Source organism: Pseudomonas sp. H3_D04 (assembly GCF_054669175.1).
Genome location: NZ_CP162801.1, coordinates 1,290,124 through 1,310,418 on the forward strand (window position 1 = coordinate 1,290,124; position 20,295 = coordinate 1,310,418).

Genomic DNA, 20,295 nt, shown 5'->3' on the forward strand with positions numbered 1-20,295 from the left:
AGTCTTTTACTCGCTCGACTCAATAATCAATACAAATGGGAGTGTCTTGTGGAAATTGCCTGTCTGGATCTCGAAGGTGTGCTGGTCCCGGAAATCTGGATCGCGTTCGCTGAAAAAACCGGTATTGAATCCCTGAGGGCGACCACCCGGGACATTCCCGACTACGACGTGCTGATGAAGCAGCGCCTGCGGATTCTCGACGAGCACGGCTTGAAACTCACTGACATCCAGGAAGTGATCGCCACGCTGAAGCCGCTGGACGGCGCTATCGAGTTCGTCAACTGGCTGCGTGAGCGGTTTCAGGTGGTGATTCTGTCGGATACGTTCTACGAGTTTTCCCAGCCGCTGATGCGTCAACTGGGCTTCCCGACCTTGCTGTGCCATCGCTTGATCACCGACGATTCGGGACGGGTGACGAGCTATCAGTTACGTCAGAAAGATCCGAAGCGGCAGTCGGTTCTGTCGTTCAAGAGTCTTTACTATCGGGTCATTGCGGCAGGGGATTCCTACAACGACACCACCATGCTGGGTGAGGCGGATGCGGGGATTCTGTTTCATGCGCCGGATAATGTGATTCGCGAGTTTCCGCAGTTCCCGGCGGTGCATACCTTTGAGGACTTGAAGCAGGAGTTCATCAAGGCTTCGAATCGGGCCTTAAGTCTGTAAACACAACCTGTGGCGAGGGAGCAAGCTCCTTCGCCACAAAAGCCCGGAATCAAAGGTTTTGCAGGGTGTCGAGCAGAACCTTCACCTTGGTAATTGATTCCTGATACTCCGCCTGCCATTCCGAGTCCGCGACAATCCCGCCACCGCCCCAGCAGCACACCTGCCCATCCTTGACCAGCAAGCTGCGAATGGCGATGGAGCTGTCCATCTCGCCGCGCACGTCCAGGTACAGCAACGAGCCGCAGTACAACCCACGACGGGTCGGCTCCAGCTCGTCGATGATCTGCATGGCGCGAATCTTCGGTGCACCGGTAATCGATCCGCCCGGAAAACTGCCAGCGATCAGATCCAGCGCATCCCGGTCATCCGCCAGTTCGCCGGTCACGCTGCTCACCAGGTGATGCACATTCGGATAGCTTTCCAGACTGAACAACTCCGGCACCCGCACCGAGCCGATGCGGCAAGTGCGACCGAGGTCGTTGCGCAGCAGGTCGACGATCATCAGGTTCTCGGCACGGTCCTTGGGACTGGCCAGCAGTTCGGCAGCGTTCGCGGCGTCTTCGGCAGCCGTCAGGCCACGCGGACGGGTACCTTTGATCGGGCGGGTTTCCACATGACGTTCACTGACTTTGACGAAGCGCTCAGGCGACAGACTCAACACCGCGCCGCCGTCGGGCAGGCTCTGGAAACCGGAAAACGGTGTCGGGCACGCGGCCCGCAGCGCGATATACGCGGCCCACGGATCACCCGCACATTGCGCACGAAAGCGCTGGGCGAAATTCACCTGATAACAATCGCCCGCCTGGATGTACTGCTGAATGCGCTCAAGTGCGTGGCGATACTCGTCAGCGCTCAGGTCGGCCTTCATCGGGGCTTTCAAACTGAACGGCTCGATCGGCTCAACCGCAGGCTGACTGAACAAGGCGATCAAGCGCTGGCGCTCGCTGTCGATCAGTGTCGGGTGGAACACCAGTTGACTGGTAGCCAACTGGTGATCGCTGATCAATGCCCAGTCGTACAGCCCGAAACGCGCATCCGGCAATTGCAGGTCGTCCTGCGCCTGGCTCGGCAGGTGTTCAAGATGCCGTCCGAAGTCATAACTCAGATAACCGATCAGCCCGCCGGCGAATGGCAGTTCATCGGAGACTGCCGCTTCACCCAGTCGTGCCAGATGGTCGCGAAGGCGTTGCAGGAAATCGCTGCCACTTTCGTCAGGCAATACTGCTATTTGCTGCAGCGGCCAGGCGCTGAGCAGGTCATAACGCCCGCGATCAGCGGTGGGCCGGCCGCTGTCGAGCAGCACGGCACCGGGGGCATGACGAATCGCCGCGAAGTACTCGGCGGGGTTGGCGCGATAGGGCAGCGGGTGTACGGAACAGGTCAACATGGGCGGGGCAGATCAGCCATCGAGGCGGGGGTGCGATTGTAGTCCTCTGCAGGATTTGCTCCTAGAGGGGATGTCGGGGATTGGCAGATTGGGGACAGGGTTGCGAGGTTTGGTGACTGTTAGTCAGTCTTCGCGGGCAAGCCTCGCTCCTACGGGTTTGTGCCGTTCGCCGAGAATGTGAACGACGCTAGATCTGTAGGAGCGAGGCTTGCCCGCGAAGGCAGCGACTCGGTTTCGGATCAGCCTTCGACGGCAGGAATATGCCCAAACATCTCCTGAACAAACTCGACCCGCTCCTGAACCGACTCAACAACCCCGCGCGCTTTCAGCTCTTCCAGCCGCGCTTCAACCGCATGAGTGCGCAGCGTCAGGCCGCAATCGTTGGCAATCTGGATGTTTAGCCCGGGCCGGGCATTGAGCTCAAGAATCAGCGGGCCTTTTTCCTGGTCGAGCACCATGTCGACACCGATGTAGCCCAGCCCGCACAGCTCATAACAGCCGGCAGCGAGTTTCATGAAACCGTCCCAGTAGGGCAGTTGCACGCCGTCCACCGCGTTGGTGGTGTCCGGATGTTTGGTGATGATGTTGTTCAGCCAGGTGCCGCGCAGCGTTTGCCCGGTTGCGAGGTCGACGCCGACGCCGATGGCGCCCTGGTGCAGGTTGGCCTTGCCGCCGGACTGGCGCGTCGGCAGGCGCAACATCGCCATCACCGGATAGCCCATCAACACGATGATGCGAATGTCCGGGACGCCTTCGTAGCTGATGCTTTTGAAGATCTGGTCCGGGATCACGCGGTATTCGATCAGTGCGCGGTCACGGTGACCGCCCAGGGAATACAGGCCGGTGAGGATGCTGGAGACATGGTGCTCGATCTCCTCATGACTGATGATCTTGCCGGACACCGTGCGATAGCGGCCCTCGAAACGGTCGGCAACCACAATGATGCCGTCGCCGCCCGCGCCCTGGGCCGGTTTGATCACGAAGTCGGTGCGCCCGCCGATGATCTTGTCGAGGTTATCGATTTCCTTCTCGGTGGAGATCACGCCGTACAGTTCCGGCACATGAATACCGGCGGCGATCGCGCGTTCCTTGGTGATGATCTTGTCATCGACAATCGGGTACAGGCTGCGCTTGTTGTACTTGAGCACGTAGTCCGCGTTACGCCGATTGATCCCCATGATGCCCCGGGCTTCCAGGGCCTTCCAGGTCTTCCAGAAGCCGAACATCAAGAGTCAGCCTTCTTGAGGAAAGCCTTGAAGCGCACCAGTTCAGTCAGGCGGTAACCGCGATAACGCCCCATCGCCAGCATGAAACCCACCAGGATCAGCAGGATCGCCGGGAAGGTGAACACGAAGTACACCAGCTCCGGCACGCTCATGATCAGGTGCGCCAGGGAGGCGGCAAACAGCGTGCCGATCGCCACTTTCATCGCATGCCCGGAACCGCGTTCTTCCCAGGTAATCGACAGGCGTTCGATGGTCATGGTCAGAATCACCATCGGGAACAGCGCCACCGACAGCCCGCGTTCCAGGCCGAGTTTATGGCTGAACAGGCTGATCGCCGCGATCAGCACCACCACGAAGGTCAGCACCACCGACAGCCTCGGCAGCATCTGCAACTTCAAGTGTTCAAGGTAGGAGCGCAGTGACAGCCCGAGCGCCGTGATGACCGTAAACAGCACGATGCCGAAGCCAAGCTGGGTTTCGCGGAAGGCGAGGGCGATCAGCACCGGGGTAAAGGTGCCGAGGGTCTGCAGGCCGATCAGGTTACGCAGGATCAGGATCACCAGCACGCCGATCGGGATCATCACCATGATCATGAAGGTCTGCTGGGTTTGCAGGGGCAAACCGTACAGCGAGTATTCGAGGAAGTTGGCGTCGGTGTTTTCGTCGGTCAGCTTGGCCAGTCGAATCGCGTTCATTTCGCTGTTGTTCAGGCTGAACGTCACGTTGGCTTTCTTGCCGCCATCGACGGTGATCAGGTTCTCGTCGCCGGTCCACCACAGCAGGCGGTCGGACGGCAGGCCTTGTTCGCCGGTTTCCGGGTTGAAGTACAGCCAGTCGGTGCCGTTGAAGCTGCGCAGCCAGAGTTCCGGCGTTTGCGGCTGATCGGCCACCAGACGGATGGTGTGGACCTTTTCCACCGGCACGTGGGCGATGGACAGGACCAGCTCGACGATTTTCGCCTTGTGCCCGGTGGAAGGATCGCCGCCCAGCAACAGCTTCACGTTGTCATCGTTGAGATTGTTGACACGCTTGATGGCTTCGCCGATGAAGGTTTCGACGTCGGCCGAGTGTTGGCGGATCGGCGCGAGCAGGGCTTCGGCGGCGATTTTTTCCGCACCTTCGACGGCGATGCTGTCGCGGAAGGTCGGGCCCTTGACCTTGGATTTTTCGCCGGTGTAGCGCTTGGTCAGCACCAGGCGGTAATAAAGGGTCTGGTTGCCCTTGGCCCGGCGCGCCGACCAGGTCACCTTGCGGTTGCCATCTACGCGGTTCACGGCGACGCCGTAGTTATTGGAAATGAAACTCTCGTTGAGGCTGACGTAGTCGCGGCTCAGCGGCGGCACGAACATCTGGATCTTGACCGGGTCTTTGGCACTGGCGACGAACTCGACCTTGGCGTCGATATTCCACAAGTCGTCGGTGGCGTCCTCGGTCACGGGAATGCCGAGCACGAAAATCTGATAGGCCGTAACTGAAATGCCCAGCACCACCAGGATGGCGATCAGCAGTTTCAGATGGAGGGTAAGAGCGCGCATTGGAATTACTCTGCGGTATGTGCGTCGGTGGCGCAGGCGGGTTTGCCAGCAGCGTATTTAAGACTGGGGTCGACCAGCGCGTCGAAGCGTTTCAGCGCTTCGGAGCCGATCAAGAGCGGGTATTGGAAGGCGCTACGGTCGGTTAGGTTCACTTCGATACTGCGTAAAGCCGAACCCATGCAGATATCCAGCTCGATCACCGGACGGGCGGTGTACTTCTTGCCCTCTTCCGGGTCGTAGTCGCCGGCACGACGCTTGATCTTGCTGACGCGGGCCAGTGGCCGTTCGATGGGGTGCGAATGCGCTGCGTCGATGGCCAGATAGAAGCGCACCCAGGACTCGCCATTGCGTTTGAAACGTTTGATGTCGCGGGCACTCAGGGACGCTGTTTTCGCCCCGGTGTCGAGTTTGGCGGCGACTTCCAGGTTGATGCCATCCAGGGAAGCATACTCGTTGAGGCCGTACACGGTCTTTTCCCCCGCCACGGCGAAACCGGGCAGGCAAAGAAGATAAAGGAATGTCGGGAGGGGCTTGAGTCTCATAAATCCTGGTGCGCAGCGGTCCGTACTTCAATTCAAGGCCCTGGCATCGCTGCGCAAGCTCCCTCGTATGCCTATCAACTATTTATGACAAGCCGTGCAGATGTCACAGACAAATGCGGGCGGCATTCTAGCACGGTGGGTTTATGGCGCCAGCGCTGGCGGGGGGCTATAAACAGAAGGGCTGCCTTGTTGTGGTGCAGTCGGTTATTAGACGATTGTCGACAATACCTATTTATCCTTTGACTGTTGCGGCTGTTTTCGCTAGTTTTTGCGGCATTGGCTTTCAAGGTGTCGACAATATGCTGGATCAACTCGATCCCCCGGTGGTTACGCAAGACGAATCGGAGACGCTTTCCGAAAACGTCTTCCGCCGCATTCAGGCGGCCATCGTCAAAGGCGAGATCGCCCCGGGCAGCAAGATCTCCGAGCCGGAGCTGGCGCGCACCTACGGCATCAGCCGCGGGCCGTTGCGCGAGGCGATCCATCGACTGGAAGGCCAGCGCCTGCTGGTCCGCGTACCGCACGTCGGGGCGCGGGTGGTTTCGCTTAGCCATGCCGAGCTGCTGGAGCTCTACGAGATTCGCGAATCCCTCGAAGGCATGGCCTGTCGGCTGGCGGCCGAACGCATGACCGTCGAAGAAATCGACGAACTGCGCCGTGTCCTCGAAACCCACGAGCGCGATGAGGCGTTTCAGGCCGGCGTTGGCTATTACCAGCAGGAAGGCGACTTCGACTTCCACTACCGGATCATCCAGGGCAGCGGCAACCGCACCCTGACGCAGATGCTGTGCGGCGAGCTCTACCAGCTGGTGCGCATGTACCGCATCCAGTTTTCCACCACGCCCAATCGCCCGCACCAGGCCTTTGCCGAGCACCACCGAATTCTCGACGCCATCGCCGACCGTGACGGTGAGCTAGCCGAGTTGTTGATGCGCCGTCACATCGGCGCCTCCAAACGCAATATCGCCCGTCACTACCAGGACGGCGCTAACCAGACAGCCACTGAACGAGGTGAGTCATGAGTTCCAACAAGAGCACTCCAGGCCAGCGTTTCCGCGATGCGGTCGCCAGCGAACATCCGCTGCAAGTGGTCGGCGCGATCAACGCCAACCACGCGCTGCTGGCCAAGCGCGCCGGTTTCAAGGCCATTTACCTGTCGGGTGGCGGGGTGGCTGCCGGCTCCCTCGGCGTGCCGGACCTGGGCATCACCGGCCTGGATGACGTGCTGACCGACGTGCGTCGCATTACCGACGTGTGCGACCTGCCGCTGCTGGTGGACGTGGACACCGGTTTCGGTTCCTCGGCGTTCAACGTCGCGCGCACCGTCAAGTCGATGATCAAGTTCGGCGCGGCGGCGATTCATATTGAAGATCAGGTCGGCGCCAAGCGCTGCGGTCACCGTCCGAATAAAGAGATCGTGTCGCTGCAGGAAATGGTCGACCGGATCAAGGCCGCCGTCGATGCGCGTACCGATGACAGCTTCGTGATCATGGCTCGCACCGACGCCCTGGCAGTGGAAGGTCTGGAATCCGCGCTGGATCGCGCCGCCGCCTGCATCGAAGCCGGCGCCGACATGATCTTCCCGGAAGCCATCACCGAACTGGACATGTACAAGCTGTTCGCCAACCGCGTGAAAGCGCCGATCCTGGCCAATATCACCGAATTCGGCGCGACGCCGCTGTACACCACCGAGCAACTTGCCGCTGCCGATGTGTCGCTGGTGCTGTACCCGCTGTCCGCTTTCCGCGCGATGAACAAGGCGGCGGAAAACGTCTACACCGCAATCCGTCGCGACGGCACGCAACAGAACGTGATCGACACCATGCAGACCCGCATGGAGCTCTACGATCGCATCGACTACCACACCTTCGAGCAGAAGCTCGATGCGTTGTTTGCCGCGAAGAAGTAACGAAAGCCCTGTAGGAGCGAAGCTTGCTCTGGGCGGCGATCCGACGAAGACGCACTGACATTCACATTAATGTCGTCTGATCAGCGCTTTCGCGAGCAAGCATCGCTCCTACAAGTTTCCCTGACAAATTCAAGAAAAACTGGAGACAGCAATGGCCGAAGCAAAAGTACTCAGTGGCGCCGGGCTCCGTGGCCAGGTTGCCGGGCAAACCGCTCTGTCCACCGTGGGCCAATCGGGCGCAGGCCTGACCTATCGCGGCTACGACGTTCGCGAACTGGCGGCCGACGCGCAATTCGAAGAAGTGGCTTATCTGCTGCTTTACGGTGAATTGCCGACCAAGGCACAACTCGCCGCTTACATCAGCAAACTGGGCAAGCTGCGCGACCTGCCGCAAGCGCTCAAAGAAGTGCTGGAACGCATTCCTGCCGACGCCCACCCGATGGACGTGATGCGTACCGGTTGCTCGTTCCTGGGCAACATCGAGCCGGAGAAAGACTTCTCCGAACAACACGACGTGACCGACCGCCTGCTGGCCGCGTTCCCGGCGATCATGTGCTACTGGTATCGCTTCAGCCATGACGGCAAGCGCATCAGCTGCGTGAGCGACGAACAATCCATCGGCGGCCACTTCCTGCACTTGCTGCACGGCAAGAAACCGAGCGATTTGCACGTCAAAGTGATGAACGTTTCGCTGATCCTCTACGCGGAACACGAGTTCAACGCCTCGACCTTCACCGCACGGGTGTGCGCCTCGACGCTGTCGGACATGTATTCCTGCGTCACCGCGGCCATCGGTTCGTTGCGCGGCCCTCTGCACGGCGGCGCCAACGAAGCGGCGATGGAAATGATCGAGCGCTTCTCGTCGCCTGAAGAGGCCGTCGAGGGCACCCTCGGCATGCTGGCGCGCAAGGACAAGATCATGGGCTTCGGCCACGCGATCTATAAAGACAACGATCCGCGTAACGAAGTGATCAAGGGCTGGTCGAAAAAACTCGCTGAAGAAGTGGGCGACACCGTGCTGTTCCCGGTTTCCGAAGCCATCGACGCGACCATGTGGGAACAGAAGAAACTGTTCCCGAACGCCGACTTCTACCATGCGTCGACGTACCACTTCATGGGCATCCCGACCAAGTTGTTCACACCGATCTTCGTTTGCTCGCGCCTGACCGGCTGGGCGGCGCACGTGTTCGAACAACGCGCCAACAACCGCATCATCCGCCCGAGCGCCGAGTATGTCGGCGTCGAACAGCGCAAGTTCGTGCCAATCGAACAACGCTGAATGGTGAAGGCCTGCACCGGGATCTGAACTCTACGCAGATCCCTGTAGGAGCGAGCCTGCTCGCGATGACGGACTGACATTCAAAATGGATGTCGACTGATTGACCGCTATCGCGAGCAGGCTCACTCCTACAGTGGATTGTGTGCATTTCAGGTGCTGTGCCAGGCCCCACCTTTTGAAACTACCGTGACCGAGTCCTGACGATGAACACTGAATTCCGTAAACCGCTGCCCGGCAGCCATCTGGATTACTTCGACGTCCGCGCGGCTGTCGAGGCCATCCAGCCTGGCGCCTACGACACTCTGCCGTACACCTCACGCGTGCTGGCGGAAAACCTGGTACGTCGCTGCGACCCGGCCACGCTCACCGAATCCCTGAAGCAATTCATCGAGCGCAAACGCGACCTCGACTTCCCGTGGTTCCCGGCTCGCGTGGTGTGCCACGACATCCTCGGCCAGACCGCGCTGGTCGACCTCGCCGGCCTGCGTGACGCCATCGCCCTGCAAGGTGGTGACCCGGCGCAAGTGAACCCGGTGGTGCCGACGCAGTTGATCGTCGACCACTCCCTGGCCGTCGAGCGCGGAGGCTTCGACCCGGAGGCGTTCGAGAAGAATCGCGCCATCGAAGACCGTCGCAACGAAGACCGTTTCCACTTCATCAACTGGACCAAAAAGGCCTTCAAGAACGTTGATGTGATTCCACCGGGCAACGGCATCATGCACCAGATCAACCTGGAGAAAATGTCTCCGGTGATCCAGGTACGTGACGGCGTGGCGTTCCCCGACACTTGCGTCGGCACCGACAGCCACACCCCGCACGTCGATGCACTGGGCGTGATCGCCATCGGTGTCGGTGGTCTGGAAGCCGAGAGCGTGATGCTCGGCCGTGCGTCGTGGATGCGTCTGCCGGAAAGCGTCGGCGTTGAACTGACCGGCAAGCTGCAACCGGGCATCACTGCCACTGACATGGTGCTGGCGTTGACCGAGTTCCTGCGCAAGCAAAAAGTGGTCGGCGCATGGCTGGAATTCTTCGGCGAAGGCGCCGCCGCGCTGACCCTCGGCGACCGCGCCACCATCTCCAACATGGCCCCGGAATACGGCGCCACGGCGGCGATGTTCTACATCGACCAGCAAACCATCGACTACCTCAAACTCACCGGCCGTGAAGACGAGCAGGTGCAGTTGGTCGAGAACTACGCCAAGCAAACCGGCCTGTGGGCTGACAGCCTGAAAGGCGCGCAATACGAGCGCGGCCTGACGTTCGACTTGTCCACCGTCGTGCGCAACATGGCCGGCCCGAGCAACCCGCACGCCCGCGTCGCCACCTCGGATCTCGCCGCCCAAGGCATCTCCGGTCAGTGGGACGACGTTCCTGGCCAGATGCCGGATGGCGCGGTGATCATCGCCGCCATCACCAGCTGCACCAACACCAGTAACCCGCGCAACGTGATTGCCGCCGGCCTGCTGGCGCGCAACGCCAACAAGCTCGGCCTGACCCGCAAGCCGTGGGTCAAATCGTCCCTGGCGCCGGGTTCGAAAACCGTGGCGCTGTACCTGGACGAAGCCGGCCTGACGACTGAGCTGGAGCAACTTGGTTTCGGCGTCGTGGCGTTCGCTTGCACCACGTGTAACGGCATGTCCGGTGCGCTGGATCCGGTGATCCAGCAAGAGATCATCGACCGCGACCTGTACGCCACCGCCGTGCTCTCCGGTAACCGCAACTTCGACGGCCGGATTCACCCGTACGCCAAGAACGCGTTCCTTGCTTCGCCGCCGTTGGTGGTTGCTTACGCCATCGCCGGCACCATCCGTTTCGACATCGAAAAAGATGTGCTGGGCCTGGACGCCGAAGGCAAGGAAATCCGCCTGAAAGACATCTGGCCGAGCGACGAAGAAATCGACGCCGTGGTCAAGGCGTCGGTCAAGCCGGAGCAGTTCCGTCAGGTCTACATTCCAATGTTCGCCATCCATGAAGACACCGGCCCGAAAGTCACGCCGCTGTACGACTGGCGCGAGATGAGCACTTACATCCGCCGTCCGCCGTACTGGGAAGGCGCGCTGGCCGGCGCACGTCCGCTCAAGGGCATGCGCCCATTGGCGGTGCTGCCGGATAACATCACCACCGATCACCTGTCGCCGTCGAACGCGATCATGCTGGACAGCGCGGCGGGTGAATACCTGGCGAAAATGGGTTTGCCGGAAGAAGACTTCAACTCTTACGCGACTCACCGCGGTGACCACCTGACCGCGCAGCGCGCCACCTTCGCCAACCCGAAACTGTTCAATGAAATGGTTCAGGAAAACGGCAAGGTCAAGCAGGGTTCTCTCGCTCGCGTCGAGCCGGAAGGCAAAGTGATGCGCATGTGGGAAGCCATCGAAACCTACATGGAGCGCAAGCAGCCGCTGATCATCATTGCCGGTGCCGATTACGGTCAGGGTTCGTCCCGCGACTGGGCCGCCAAGGGCGTGCGTCTGGCGGGTGTCGAGGCGATTGCCGCTGAAGGTTTCGAGCGCATCCACCGCACCAACCTGGTGGGCATGGGCGTGTTGCCGCTGGAGTTCAAGCCGGGCACCGACCGTCATACCCTGGCCATCGACGGTAGCGAAACCTACGACGTGATCGGTGAGCGCACGCCGCGTGCCGAACTGACGCTGGTGATCAACCGCAAGAACGGCGAACGCGTCGAAGTGCCGGTGACCTGCCGCCTCGACACCGCTGAAGAAGTGTCGATCTACGAAGCCGGCGGCGTGTTGCAGCGTTTCGCTCAGGACTTCCTCGAAGAATCGGCGGTTGCCGTTTAACACGATGAGTTCGGGCGGGACCCTGCGGTCCCGCTCGATCCTAAAAGGACCATCATGGCTCACGCACCTCAGATCAAAATCCCCGCCACCTACATGCGCGGCGGCACCAGCAAAGGCGTGTTTTTCAGCCTCAAAGACCTGCCCGAAGCGGCACAGATTCCCGGCCCGGCGCGCGATGCCTTGTTGCTGCGTGTGATCGGCAGCCCCGACCCCTACGACAAGCAAATCGACGGTATGGGCGGCGCGACGTCCAGCACCAGCAAAACCGTGATCCTGTCGAAAAGCACCAAGGCTGATCACGACGTCGATTACCTGTTCGGTCAGGTCTCGATCGACAAGCCTTTCGTCGACTGGAGCGGTAATTGCGGCAACCTGTCGGCAGCGGTCGGTTCGTTCGCCATCAGTAATGGTTTGGTGGACGCCAGCCGCATTCCGCAGAACGGCATCGCCGTGGTGCGCGTATGGCAGGCCAACATCGGCAAGACCATCATCGCCCACGTGCCGATCACTAACGGTGAAGTGCAGGAAACCGGCGATTTCGAACTCGACGGCGTGACCTTTCCCGCCGCTGAAGTGCAGGTCGAATTCATGGACCCTGCCGCGGAAGAAGAGGGTGGCGGCGGTTCAATGTTCCCCACCGGCAATCTGGTGGATGACCTGGAAGTGCCCGGCGTCGGGACTTTCAAGGCAACCATGATCAATGCCGGTATCCCGACGATTTTCGTCAATGCCGAAGACATTGGCTACACCGGCACCGAGTTGCAGGGGGCGATCAATGGCGATCCGAAAGCGCTGCTGATGTTCGAGACGATCCGTGCTTATGGCGCGTTGCGCATGGGCTTGATCAAGGACCTGGACGAAGCGGCCAAGCGTCAGCACACACCTAAGGTGGCCTTTGTGGCAAAGCCGGCGGACTACGTGTCGTCCAGCGGCAAAGCCATTGCGGCAGGGGATGTCGACCTGCTGGTACGTGCGTTGTCGATGGGTAAATTGCACCACGCGATGATGGGCACGGCGGCCGTTGCCATCGGCACGGCAGCGGCGATTACCGGCACCTTGGTCAACCTCGCTGCGGGTGGAATCGAACGCAATGCCGTGCGCTTCGGGCATCCGTCCGGCACCTTGCGGGTGGGCGCTGAAGCTAGCCTGGTGAACGGTGAATGGAAAGTGAACAAGGCCATCATGAGCCGCAGTGCGCGGGTGTTGATGGAAGGTTACGTCCGCGTGCCGGGCGATTCCTTCTAACAACATCTAACGCCTGTAGGAGCCAGGCTTGCCGGCGAAGGCGCCCTCAAGATCGCCTTCGCCGGCAAGCCTGGCTCCTACAGGTCCGATTTCAACAATAAGAATGTTGTAACCCATCGAGATTGATCCCTGAACCGAGGTCCCATCAACGAACCACTTCAAGAGTGAATCGAACATGAGCGCCAACGTCGACCTGAACAACCGCCCCGACTACGACACCGTCCTGCAGGACATTGCCGATTACGTCCTCAACTTCAAGATCGAGTCCGCTGAAGCGCTCGACACTGCCCGCAACTGCCTGATCGACACCCTCGGCTGCGGCCTGCTGGCCCTGCGCTTCCCCGAATGCACCAAACACCTGGGCCCTATCGTGGAAGGCACCATCGTCCCGTTCGGTGCACGCGTGCCAGGCACCCCATTCCGGCTCGATCCCGTCAAGGCGGCCTGGGACATCGGCTGCATCGTGCGCTGGCTCGACTACAACGACACCTGGCTCGCCGCCGAATGGGGCCATCCGTCCGATAACCTCGGCGGTATTCTCGCAGTGGCCGATCACCTGTCGCAAAAGCGCCTGGCCAATGGCGATGCGCCGCTGACCGTTCGCGCAGTGCTCGAAGCCATGATCATGGCCCACGAGATTCAAGGCGTGATCGCACTGGAAAACTCCTTCAATCGGGTAGGGCTCGATCACGTCATCCTGGTGAAAGTCGCCTCGACCGCCGTCACCGCCAAACTCATGGGCGCCAATCGCGAGCAGTTGCTGTCAGCGTTGTCCCATGCCTTCGCCGACGGCCAGGCGCTGCGCACGTATCGGCATGCGCCGAATGCCGGGTCGCGCAAGTCCTGGGCGGCGGGCGATGCGTCCAGTCGGGGTGTGCGCCTGGCGGACATGGCGATGCGTGGCGAGATGGGCATTCCCGGCGTGCTGACGGCGAAGCAGTGGGGCTTTTACGATGTATTGTTCAGCCACACCAACAACGATCTGGCGCTCAAGCCCGAAGACAAACGCGCCTTCAGCTTCTCCCGCCCATACGGCACCTACGTGATGGAAAACGTGCTGTTCAAAATCAGTTTCCCCGCTGAATTCCACGCACAAACAGCCTGCGAAGCGGCAGTGACGCTTCATCCACAGGTTAGAAATCGTCTGCATGAGATCGACAAAATCGTCATCACCACCCACGAGTCGGCGATCCGGATCATTTCCAAGGTGGGCCCGCTGGCCAACGCTGCCGACCGCGACCACTGCATTCAGTACATGACGGCGGTGCCGCTGGCTTTCGGTAATCTGGTCGCCGAGCAGTACGAAGACAGTTTCCACGCGGCGCACCCGATCATTGATGTATTGCGCGAGAAAATGGTCATCGTCGAAGACCCGCAGTACACCCGCGAGTACCTCGAGGCGGACAAGCGTTCCATCGCCAACGCGATCCAGGTGTTTTTCAAGGACGGCTCCAGCACCGAGAAGGTCGTGGTGGAATATCCGATCGGGCATCGCCGTCGCCGCACCGATGGCATTCCGTTGCTGGAGGACAAGTTCAAGGCCAACCTGGCGACGCGCTTCACCGCCCAGCGCAGTGCGGAGATTTTTGCGTTGTGCAAGGATCAGGCTGTGCTGGAGGCAACCCCGGTCAATCGCTTCGTCGACCTGTTCGTGATCTGACACGAATTCCTGCAAAAGACAGGGGGGCGGCGATCCGACTTACTGGCGAAGGCGTATTTGAAGACGCCTTCGCCGGCAGCCTGGCTCCTGCAGGGGCGGCCGGCGTCAACCCTTGAGCCATTTTTCGACGGGTAATTTGGTGATGGCAAACCCGGTCAGCAACACCGCCGAATACCCCATCAACTCCCGGGTCAGACTGTGCCCCTCATACCACGCGCCAATCACCACCGCGAACACCGGAAAAATAATAAACACGAACGACAGAATGATCGGGCTCAAGCGTTTGAGCAGCAAAAAGTAAACGATAAACCCGCCCACCGAGGCCACAAGTCCCAGATACAGCAAGGCGCCCCACGAACGCGCAGTGATGTCTTCGAACACCGGAGCCTCAACGCTCAATCCCGCCACAAACAGCATCAAACCGGCCAGGCCGATGGGCAGCGTGTTGTAAGTAATCACACTGATCGCACTGCCTTGCTTCTTGGTGATGACGTAACACAGCGCATGCATGACCGCCGCCGCCAGAATCGCCAGTACCCCGAACAATTCGGCATGGTCCAGGTGCAGCCCCTGGCTGCGGATAATCATGAACAGACTGCCAAAACCGATGGCGATGCCAATCACTTGCGAAGGGTAGATTTTCTGCCGCAGAAACACGGCGGAAAACAGCAGGATGAACACCGGCATGCAGCTGAACAGCAGCGCGGTCAGGCCGGACGACACGTGCATCTCGCCGTAGTTGAGCAAGTAATACGGCAGGCTGAAATACGACAGGGTGACGAACACGAAAAACCAGCGGCTTTGCCGGGGAAACAGCAGCGGCTCGCGACGCAGCAGGGCGAAGCTCAAAAACAGCGGAAAGGCGATCAGAAAACGCAGCCCGGCGGCGGTCAGCGGGGGCACACTTTCGACGGCAATCTTGATGCCCAGCCACGTCGTGCCCCAACTCAGGCAAACGATCAGGAACAGCACGCTGGTGACCCCTCCGGCCAGCCACGGTTTTCGGATACTGGAAAAGGCGCTGAGGGCCGTGGACATGATCGTGCTCCTTCGTCGTCGAAATTGACCCGGTTACCAAATAGGTCTATCCCTGATTGAACCTGTTTTCAGCACGCTATTCGGGATGGAAATGACTGTCAAAGTAAGTATTGCCACCGTGCCAATCTTGCGCGAAGGCCTGGCTCAGGGGCGCGGCGTGAAGTACAAGCGCCTCGCCGAAGCCCTGGAAAAGAGTATCGGCGAAGGTTTGATCGAACCCGGCAGCAAGCTGCCACCCCATCGTCTGTTAGCAGACAGCCTGGGAGTGACCATCGGCACCATCAGCCGTGCCTATGGCGAACTGGAACGGGTAGGGTTGGTCGTGGCTCGTGTAGGAGATGGCACCTATGTGCGTCAGCGCGGGATGGAGCGGGTGCGGGATGGCGGCTTTCGCAATGTCAGCGACGACCCACAGCCTTACTTCGATATGAGTCGGAATCAGCCGATTCCGGGGCAGGAAGGCGCTTTTCTGAGTCAAAGCCTGCAGGCCTTGGCCAGCGATCCATACACCTTGCAACTGCTTAGCGGTTATACGGCCGATGCCGGGTTGCCGCGCCATCGTGCGGCAGGTGCCCATTGGCTGCGGCATCAGGCCTTCGTGCCGAGCGCCGAGCAGGTTATTTGCGTCAATGGCGGCCAGCACGGCTTGCTCTGCGTGCTGATGGCGCTGCTCAAGCCCGGCGACACTCTGGTCACCGAGCAGTTGACTTACCCCGGGTTGATCAGTGTCGCCCGCATGCTCGGCATCAAGGTGATCGGTGTCGGGATGGATGACGAAGGATTGTTGCCCGAGTCTTTGTCGGAGGTTTGCCAGCATCATCGGGTATCAGCGGTGTACTGCACGCCGACCCTCCAAAATCCTACGGCGGCGGTGATGTCCGTCCCACGACGTGAGGCGATTGCCGAGGTCTGTCGCCAACATAATCTGCTGATCATCGAGGACGAAGCCCACGCCGTGCTCGCGCAGCAGCGTCCGTTGCCCTTGAGCCACTTTGCCCCGGAGCGTTCGGTGTTGATCGGCAGTCTGAGCAAAGCGGTTTCGGCGGGTTTACGGGCGGGTTATCTGCATGCGCCGCAACCGTTGATCGGACGTTTGAGCGCGGCGGTGCGCGGGACGTGCTGGATGGCGAGTCCGCTGTCGATGGAGCTGGCGACGGCGTGGATCGAAAACGGTATCGCCGAGCAGTTGCTGGGGCAGCAGATTGCTGAAATCAGTCGCCGCAAGCGTTTGGTCAGCCCCATGTTAGAAGAGGTCGGGTACAAGACTCATCCCCACAGCCCACACTTCTGGATCGAAGTGCCCGAGCCGTGGCGAGCATCGCAGATTGCGGCGGAGCTCAAGCAGAACAATTACCTGGTGGCCACCGCGGAGGCATTTGCGGTCGGGCATGCCGCAGTGCCGCAATTCATTCGGGCGAGTGTGTGTCATTCGGCGGGGGATGATCGGTTGTTGCTGCAGGGGTTTGAAGCATTGGCGAGGGCATTGGCAGAGACCGTGTAATCGTTCTTCGCGAGCAGGCTCGCTCCCACAGTGGATCTCTGTCGTACACAAACTTTGTGTCAACTGGAGATCAACTGTGGGAGCGAGCCTGCTCGCGAAAGCGCTATAACGGGCGCCGCAGAACTATTTGAACCGCCGCTCCACCCCTTTCTCCACCAGGATTTTCGCCGAAATCTCTTCCACCGAAAAATGCGTGGAATTGATGTTCGGAATGTTCTCCCGGCGGAACAGGTTCTCCACCTCGCGCACTTCAAACTCGCACTGGGCGTAGCTCGAATAGCGGCTGTTGGGCTTGCGCTCGTTGCGGATCGCGGTGAGACGATCCGGGTCGATGGTCAGGCCGAACAGCTTGTGCTGGTGGGCGCGCAGGGCGGTGGGCAGTTGCAGGCGTTCCATGTCGTCTTCGGTCAGCGGGTAGTTGGCCGCGCGGATGCCGAATTGCATCGCCATGTACAGGCACGTCGGTGTCTTACCACAACGCGACACGCCCACTAGGATGAGGTCGGCCTTGTCGTAATAATGCGTGCGCGCGCCGTCGTCATTGTCGAGGGCGAAGTTCACCGCCTCGATCCGCTCCATGTAATTGGAGTTGGTGCCGATGGAGTGGGATTTGCCGACGGTGTAGGAAGAATGCTCGGTCAGTTCCTGTTCAAGCGGCGCCAGGAAGGTCGAGAAAATGTCGATCATGAAACCATTGGACGTGGCGAGGATCTCACGGATGTCCTGATTGACGATGGTGTCAAAGATAATCGGCCGGAAACCGTCGGTTTCGGCGGCTTTGTTGATTTGTTGTACCATGGCCCGCGCTTTATCCACGTTGTCGATGTACGGACGCGTGAATTTGCTGAAGGTAATGTTTTCGAACTGCGCCAGGAGGCTTTGGCCGAGGGTTTCGGCTGTGATGCCGGTGCCGTCGGAAATAAAGAAAGCAGATCGTTTCATTTGCACCTTGGGCCTTAAGCTAGTGACGAATCTTGGATATGATAGGCGCGATTTGCCGGCCGCCAGTGGCCCGCATTCTCACTTATTTTCCAGGTCCAGGCCATACAGCTGGCAAACGCTCCCCCGAGCGCCCGGCTTCTGAGCTTTTCCAACACAGTTAGTGGAGAGATCACCTTGGTAGAGTACGTAGTTTCCCTCGATAAGCTCGGCGTCCATGATGTAGAGCACGTAGGGGGCAAGAACGCATCCCTGGGCGAGATGATCAGTAACCTCGCAGGTGCCGGTGTATCGGTGCCCGGTGGCTTCGCCACGACAGCTCAGGCTTATCGTGATTTTCTGGAACTGAGCGGCCTGAACGATCAGATCCACGCCGCCCTCGACGCCCTGGACGTCGACGATGTCAACGCCTTGGCCAAGACTGGCGCCCAGATCCGTCAATGGATCATGGAAGCCGAATTTCCCGAGAAACTCAACGCCGAGATCCGCACTGCGTTCGCCACGCTGTCGGCCGGCAACCCTGACATGGCCGTGGCCGTGCGTTCTTCCGCTACCGCCGAAGACCTGCCGGACGCTTCCTTCGCCGGTCAGCAGGAAACCTTCCTGAACATCCGTGGTGTCGAAAACGTTATTCGCGCCGCCAAAGAGGTGTTCGCCTCCCTGTTCAACGACCGCGCGATTTCCTACCGCGTCCACCAGGGCTTCGACCACAAGCTGGTTGCCCTGTCGGCTGGCGTGCAGCGCATGGTCCGCTCCGAAACCGGCACCGCCGGCGTGATGTTCACCCTCGATACCGAATCGGGCTTCCGTGACGTGGTGTTCATCACCGGCGCCTATGGCCTGGGTGAAACCGTCGTACAAGGCGCGGTGAACCCGGATGAGTTCTATGTCCACAAAGGCACGCTGGCCGCCGGTCGTCCGGCCATCCTGCGTCGCAACCTGGGCAGCAAGGCCATCAAGATGATCTACGGCGAAGTCGCCACGGCCGGCAAGTCGGTCAAGACCATCGACGTGGACAAGGCCGATCGCGCCCGTTTCTGCCTGACCGACGCTGAAGTCAGCGAACTGGCCAAGCAAGCGATGATCATCGAGAAGCACTACAAGTGCCCGATGGACATCGAATGGGCCAAAGACGGCGACGACGGCAAGCTCTACATCGTTCAGGCCCGTCCTGAAACCGTGAAGAGCCGCACCCAGGCCAACGTCATGGAACGTTACCTGTTGAAAGAAACCGGCACCGTGCTGGTTGAAGGTCGCGCCATCGGCCAGCGCATCGGCGCCGGCAAGGTCCGCATCATCAAGGACGTGTCCGAGATGGACAAGGTCCAGCCAGGCGACGTTCTGGTCTCCGACATGACCGACCCGGACTGGGAACCGGTCATGAAGCGCGCCAGCGCCATCGTCACCAATCGTGGCGGCCGTACTTGCCACGCGGCGATCATCGCTCGCGAGCTGGGCATCCCGGCCGTGGTCGGTTGCGGCAACGCCACCCAGCTGTTGCAAGACGGCCAGGGCGTGACTGTTTCCTGCGCTGAAGGCGACACCGGTTACATCTTCGAAGGCGAACTGGGCTTCGACATCAAGAAAAACTCCGTCGACGCCATGCCTGATCTGCCGTTCAAGATCATGATGAACGTCGGTAACCCGGACCGTGCATTCGACTTCGCGCAACTGCCGAACGCCGGTGTGGGCCTGGCCCGTCTGGAATTCATCATCAACCGCATGATCGGCGTGCACCCCAAGGCGCTGCTGAACTACGCCGGGCTGCCGCAGGACATCAAGGACAGCGTCGACAAGCGCATTGCCGGTTACGACGATCCGGTCGGTTTCTATGTCGAGAAACTGGTTGAAGGCATCAGCACCCTGGCCGCTGCGTTCACGCCGAAAAAGGTCATCGTGCGTCTGTCGGACTTCAAGTCCAACGAATACGCCAACCTGATCGGCGGCAAGCTCTACGAGCCGGAAGAAGAAAACCCGATGCTGGGTTTCCGTGGCGCCTCGCGTTACATAAGCGAATCGTTCCGCGACTGCTTCGAACTCGAATGCCGTGCCCTCAAGCGCGTGCGCAACGAGATGGGCCTGACCAACGTCGAAATCATGGTGCCCTTCGTCCGTACTCTCGGCGAAGCCAGCCAGGTTATCGATCTGTTGGCGGAGAACGGTCTGAAGCGTGGCGAAAATGGTCTGCGCATCATCATGATGTGCGAGCTGCCGTCCAACGCTATCCTCGCTGAAGAGTTCCTCGAGTTCTTCGACGGCTTCTCCATCGGCTCCAACGACCTGACCCAGTTGACCCTGGGCCTGGACCGTGACTCCGGGATCATCGCGCACCTGTTCGACGAGCGTAATCCGGCGGTCAAGAAGCTGCTGGCCAACGCGATTCAGGCCTGCAACAAGGCTGGCAAGTACATCGGTATTTGCGGTCAGGGCCCTTCGGACCACCCTGATCTGGCCAAGTGGCTGATGGAGCAGGGCATCGAAAGCGTTTCGCTGAACCCCGATTCCGTACTGGAAACCTGGTTCTTCCTGGCTGAAGGTCAGGCTTCGGCTTGATGGTGTGAGTGAAG

The 20,295-nt window shown here is 60.2% G+C and carries 15 protein-coding genes; 9 read left to right on the forward strand and 6 right to left on the reverse strand.

Translation table 11 applies throughout. The features are described from left to right. The first annotated feature begins 48 nt into the window (after positions 1 to 48). On the forward strand, positions 49 to 666 hold the full coding sequence (gene thrH / locus AB4N91_RS06215; RefSeq protein ID WP_010456561.1) for a bifunctional phosphoserine phosphatase/homoserine phosphotransferase ThrH: 618 nt from the start codon (positions 49 to 51) through the stop codon (positions 664 to 666). Between the two features lie 49 nt (positions 667 to 715). Here thrH and pabB read toward each other — a convergent pair whose 3' ends face one another. The 4 genes from pabB to rloA form a co-directional block, all read right to left on the reverse strand. After that, on the reverse strand, positions 716 to 2,053 hold the full coding sequence (pabB, locus tag AB4N91_RS06220) for an aminodeoxychorismate synthase component I (protein ID WP_077748187.1): 1,338 nt from the start codon (positions 2,051 to 2,053) through the stop codon (positions 716 to 718). A gap of 239 nt (positions 2,054 to 2,292) precedes the next feature. Next, positions 2,293 to 3,279: an alpha-L-glutamate ligase-like protein gene (locus tag AB4N91_RS06225; protein WP_010456557.1), complete on the reverse strand. Its 987-nt coding sequence runs from the start codon at positions 3,277 to 3,279 to the stop codon at positions 2,293 to 2,295. Continuing rightward, positions 3,279 to 4,814, reverse strand: coding sequence for an osmotic stress tolerance membrane protein RloB (rloB, locus tag AB4N91_RS06230; protein ID WP_154913741.1), 1,536 nt, complete (start codon positions 4,812 to 4,814; stop codon positions 3,279 to 3,281). Before rloB ends, AB4N91_RS06225 begins: the two co-directional genes overlap by 1 nt. A gap of 5 nt (positions 4,815 to 4,819) precedes the next feature. Continuing rightward, complete coding sequence (gene rloA / locus AB4N91_RS06235) at positions 4,820 to 5,356, reverse strand: retropepsin-like aspartic peptidase RloA (protein ID WP_010456553.1); 537 nt, start codon at positions 5,354 to 5,356, stop codon at positions 4,820 to 4,822. A 299-nt stretch (positions 5,357 to 5,655) separates the two neighbouring features. Here rloA and AB4N91_RS06240 point away from each other — a divergent pair, with 299 nt between their 5' ends. From AB4N91_RS06240 to prpD, 6 genes are all read left to right on the forward strand, one after another. Next, positions 5,656 to 6,378 (forward strand): GntR family transcriptional regulator, encoded by a 723-nt coding sequence (locus tag AB4N91_RS06240; protein WP_010456551.1) that lies wholly within the window; start codon positions 5,656 to 5,658, stop codon positions 6,376 to 6,378. Continuing rightward, positions 6,375 to 7,265: a methylisocitrate lyase gene (gene prpB / locus AB4N91_RS06245; protein WP_010456549.1), complete on the forward strand. Its 891-nt coding sequence runs from the start codon at positions 6,375 to 6,377 to the stop codon at positions 7,263 to 7,265. Before AB4N91_RS06240 ends, prpB begins: the two co-directional genes overlap by 4 nt. A gap of 151 nt (positions 7,266 to 7,416) precedes the next feature. Continuing rightward, entirely contained in the window at positions 7,417 to 8,544 is a 1,128-nt protein-coding gene (gene prpC, locus AB4N91_RS06250; RefSeq protein ID WP_077748190.1) for a bifunctional 2-methylcitrate synthase/citrate synthase, read from the forward strand. Between the two features lie 203 nt (positions 8,545 to 8,747). Beyond that, positions 8,748 to 11,345, forward strand: a complete 2,598-nt coding sequence (gene acnD, locus AB4N91_RS06255; RefSeq protein ID WP_010456544.1) for a Fe/S-dependent 2-methylisocitrate dehydratase AcnD — start codon at positions 8,748 to 8,750, stop codon at positions 11,343 to 11,345. A 54-nt stretch (positions 11,346 to 11,399) separates the two neighbouring features. Beyond that, positions 11,400 to 12,590 (forward strand): 2-methylaconitate cis-trans isomerase PrpF, encoded by a 1,191-nt coding sequence (prpF, locus tag AB4N91_RS06260; RefSeq protein WP_010456542.1) that lies wholly within the window; start codon positions 11,400 to 11,402, stop codon positions 12,588 to 12,590. 175 nt (positions 12,591 to 12,765) lie between these two features. Next, entirely contained in the window at positions 12,766 to 14,250 is a 1,485-nt protein-coding gene (gene prpD / locus AB4N91_RS06265; RefSeq protein ID WP_304758224.1) for a 2-methylcitrate dehydratase, read from the forward strand. 105 nt (positions 14,251 to 14,355) lie between these two features. Here prpD and AB4N91_RS06270 read toward each other — a convergent pair whose 3' ends face one another. Continuing rightward, positions 14,356 to 15,243 carry a DMT family transporter gene (locus AB4N91_RS06270; protein WP_172792567.1) on the reverse strand — a complete coding sequence of 296 codons (888 nt, stop codon included), beginning with the start codon at positions 15,241 to 15,243 and terminating at the stop codon, positions 14,356 to 14,358. A gap of 136 nt (positions 15,244 to 15,379) precedes the next feature. On the opposite strand from AB4N91_RS06270, the gene AB4N91_RS06275 reads away from it, so the two are divergent. Continuing rightward, the gene (locus AB4N91_RS06275; RefSeq protein ID WP_460112189.1) at positions 15,380 to 16,789 is read left to right on the forward strand and encodes an aminotransferase-like domain-containing protein; all 1,410 of its coding nucleotides are present in this window, start codon (positions 15,380 to 15,382) and stop codon (positions 16,787 to 16,789) included. Positions 16,790 to 16,912: 123 nt separating this feature from the next. Here AB4N91_RS06275 and ppsR read toward each other — a convergent pair whose 3' ends face one another. Then, positions 16,913 to 17,731, reverse strand: coding sequence for a posphoenolpyruvate synthetase regulatory kinase/phosphorylase PpsR (ppsR, locus tag AB4N91_RS06280; protein WP_077748193.1), 819 nt, complete (start codon positions 17,729 to 17,731; stop codon positions 16,913 to 16,915). Positions 17,732 to 17,905: 174 nt separating this feature from the next. Between ppsR and ppsA the strand changes: the two genes are divergently transcribed. Next, the gene (ppsA, locus tag AB4N91_RS06285; protein ID WP_010456532.1) at positions 17,906 to 20,281 is read left to right on the forward strand and encodes a phosphoenolpyruvate synthase; all 2,376 of its coding nucleotides are present in this window, start codon (positions 17,906 to 17,908) and stop codon (positions 20,279 to 20,281) included. Positions 20,282 to 20,295: the final 14 nt, after the last annotated feature.

What these genes read in the sequence shown, in the direction of transcription:
- pabB (WP_077748187.1), bottom strand. Translation starts at nt 2,053, where the DNA reads ATGTTGACCTGTTCCGTACACCCGCTGCCCTATCGCGCCAACCCCGCC.
- AB4N91_RS06225 (WP_010456557.1), bottom strand. Translation starts at nt 3,279, where the DNA reads ATGTTCGGCTTCTGGAAGACCTGGAAGGCCCTGGAAGCCCGGGGCATC.
- rloB (WP_154913741.1), bottom strand. Translation starts at nt 4,814, where the DNA reads ATGCGCGCTCTTACCCTCCATCTGAAACTGCTGATCGCCATCCTGGTG.
- rloA (WP_010456553.1), bottom strand. Translation starts at nt 5,356, where the DNA reads ATGAGACTCAAGCCCCTCCCGACATTCCTTTATCTTCTTTGCCTGCCC.
- AB4N91_RS06240 (WP_010456551.1), top strand. Translation starts at nt 5,656, where the DNA reads ATGCTGGATCAACTCGATCCCCCGGTGGTTACGCAAGACGAATCGGAG.
- prpB (WP_010456549.1), top strand. Translation starts at nt 6,375, where the DNA reads ATGAGTTCCAACAAGAGCACTCCAGGCCAGCGTTTCCGCGATGCGGTC.
- prpC (WP_077748190.1), top strand. Translation starts at nt 7,417, where the DNA reads ATGGCCGAAGCAAAAGTACTCAGTGGCGCCGGGCTCCGTGGCCAGGTT.
- acnD (WP_010456544.1), top strand. Translation starts at nt 8,748, where the DNA reads ATGAACACTGAATTCCGTAAACCGCTGCCCGGCAGCCATCTGGATTAC.
- prpF (WP_010456542.1), top strand. Translation starts at nt 11,400, where the DNA reads ATGGCTCACGCACCTCAGATCAAAATCCCCGCCACCTACATGCGCGGC.
- prpD (WP_304758224.1), top strand. Translation starts at nt 12,766, where the DNA reads ATGAGCGCCAACGTCGACCTGAACAACCGCCCCGACTACGACACCGTC.
- AB4N91_RS06275 (WP_460112189.1), top strand. Translation starts at nt 15,380, where the DNA reads ATGACTGTCAAAGTAAGTATTGCCACCGTGCCAATCTTGCGCGAAGGC.
- ppsR (WP_077748193.1), bottom strand. Translation starts at nt 17,731, where the DNA reads ATGAAACGATCTGCTTTCTTTATTTCCGACGGCACCGGCATCACAGCC.